Source organism: Erwinia sp. MYb416 (genome assembly GCF_037479575.1).
GTDB lineage: Bacteria > Pseudomonadota > Gammaproteobacteria > Enterobacterales > Enterobacteriaceae > Erwinia > Erwinia rhapontici.
This window is the reverse complement of record NZ_JBBGYT010000354.1, coordinates 1-2,237: the sequence shown is the minus strand read 5'-3', so window position 1 is coordinate 2,237 and position 2,237 is coordinate 1. Positions and strand designations below refer to the sequence as shown.

Sequence of the window (2,237 nt, the reverse complement as noted above, 5' to 3'; positions counted from 1 at the left end):
GGTCAAGATAGCGTCTTAGCAGGAGGATCAACAGGAAGACAATGGCAAACAGGGCCGCCACTAGCACGAACAGCGATATTGGCCGCATGGTTCCCTGATGACCGTCATCAACACTTTCCGGTGTACTGCCCCAGTTCTCCCGCAGCCGCTGCCAGCTCTCCGCCGGGATCTGTTGCAGGCTATTGTTCAGTAATGCCCGCAGTAGCGGCTGGTCAGGGGCAATGCCCAGGGTAATGGGCCAGGCAGTATCACTGGCAGTAAACGCCAGTTGCAGCGTATTGACATAACGGCTCTGGACACGCCAGCGAGCCGACAGCACATTGTCCACCAGCGCATCAATCTGACCGCTGGCCAGTGCGTCATACAGGCGGGTTGTGTCATCGAACACCTGAGGCTCGCTGCCTGCAGGCAACAGACGGGAAGCGATATCGCCACGCTTTACACCGATCCGCTTGCCATTAAGATCGGCCCAGCCACTGATGCTCTGTTCCGATGGACGAACATAGACGCCCCACAACGCTCGCCAGACGGGCTGCGTATTATTCAGCATGGCGTCATTACCGGTCAGCGGTAACGTCAGTTGGATCAGGGCGCGACCCTGGGCAACCAGTGTACCCGCCTGCTGAGCATTGCTGACCCAGTAAGGCTGAAAGCGTAACCCGGTGAGCTGGCCAATGCTGTTGAGCAGATCCACGCTGTAACCGGCGGGCTGACCGCTGGCATTGCGGTAGCTCCACGGATAATCGTCACTGACGGCGGCGTAGATAATCGTCGGATGTTGGGCGATCCAGTTACGCTCCATCGGAGTAAGGCGGGCGGTATTACTGTCCTGATAACGCGGCAGTGCGCTGCTCCAGCGTGCTTGGATACCGTTGACCACCTCCATAGGGAGCTGACGAATAGCACTGTCCAACTGCTGCGTCAGTGCCGGACTATGGGTCATTGCCCTGATCTGCAACACACCCGGATCAAGGGGCGAGGCCAGCTGGTAGACTTCACCCTGTTGTAACTGGCCAAGCAGGAACCCCGCGCTGGTTTCATCCGCGACCACATAATCACTGTGCTGATTCAACAGCCCTGAGAGTGCCTGCACATCGCTGTCAACGATCTGCCAGCGATGCTGTTGAACAAAGTCGGGATTAACCCGCGCCAACGTATCACGGCTGACGCTGATGCGTGCTTCGCTGGAGTTAAACATTACCGGACGCAGATTGTTGCGATTACGATAGATGCGCAGTGGGCTGCTAAACCAGGGCTGCGTGGCGCTGATGCCGGGTGGCAAAGGGTGCTGAGGCACGCCGAACAGCACGTCCACTTTCCCCTGCTGTAACGCTGCCAGCATGTCTGGCAGGCGATTAAAGCCCTGTACGTTCATACTCAGGCCGCTGGTTTGCTGTAACGCCACCAGATAGTCTGCGTTGATGCCGTAAAGATCGTTACCCACCACCATGTTCCACGGCGAACCGCCACCCACCAGCACGCCAACGCGCAGGTTTTTTAACGATTCTGCCGCAGGTGAAGCCAGCGGCATCATCTCCTGCGGTAGGGCAATACTGCTGATGGGGCGCAGACTGGCGCTGACGCTACTGACGCACAGCAGCAGGATAAACAACAGTTGTCTGGTTATCACTGGCGTGACTGCCACAGCTGTGCCAGTTCAACCACCGACTGTGCACCGGTTTTATCCATAATATTCTTCTTATGCGTGCTGACCGTTTTGTTGCTGATATGCAGCTGTTCGGCAATTTGCAGGTTGGACTGACCCCTCGCCAGCAGGGCAAGGATCTGCAACTCTTTAGCGGTGAGCTGTTCATGCAGCGTTTCATCCTGCTGCTGAGGCGGGAAAGCCCGTTGTCCCCCCAGCACGGCGAGGACGGCCGATAACAGCTGGCTTAACGGCTGGCGTTTTGCCACAAAACCCGATGCCCCGGCCGCTTCTGCCAGACGCGGCCAGACACGCTCTTCCTGCGCAGAATAGATCACCACGGGCAGTGAGGGGGCAAGCCGTTTAATACGTTTAAGCAGTTGCAGACCGTCGCTGTCAGGCAGACCAATATCGAGGATCACCACGCTGACACGCTGACTGTCGAGTAACGCGAGTGCATCCTGCTGATTTTCAGCAGACAATAAAGTCAAAGGGAATGGCGCATGAACCAGAGCGGCTTCCAGTGCAACCTGCACCAGCGGGTGATCGTCAATCAGCAGCAACGTGGTCATGAAAAAGTCCAATATAAAAC

The 2,237-nt window shown here is 57.0% G+C and carries 1 protein-coding gene and 1 pseudogene; both read right to left on the bottom strand.

What is annotated here, in order from left to right:
• Positions 1 to 1,630: pseudogene (locus WH277_RS05230) on the bottom strand (transporter substrate-binding domain-containing protein); the annotation flags it as partial.
• On the bottom strand, positions 1,627 to 2,217 hold the full coding sequence (locus WH277_RS05225; RefSeq protein WP_200641023.1) for a response regulator transcription factor: 591 nt from the start codon (positions 2,215 to 2,217) through the stop codon (positions 1,627 to 1,629). The pseudogene WH277_RS05230 and the gene WH277_RS05225, both read right to left, overlap by 4 nt.
• Between the last annotated feature and the right edge of the window lie 20 nt (positions 2,218 to 2,237).

Coding starts and splice junctions, on each gene's coding strand:
- WH277_RS05225 (WP_200641023.1), bottom strand. CDS start 2,217: ATGACCACGTTGCTGCTGATTGACGATCACCCGCTGGTGCAGGTTGCA.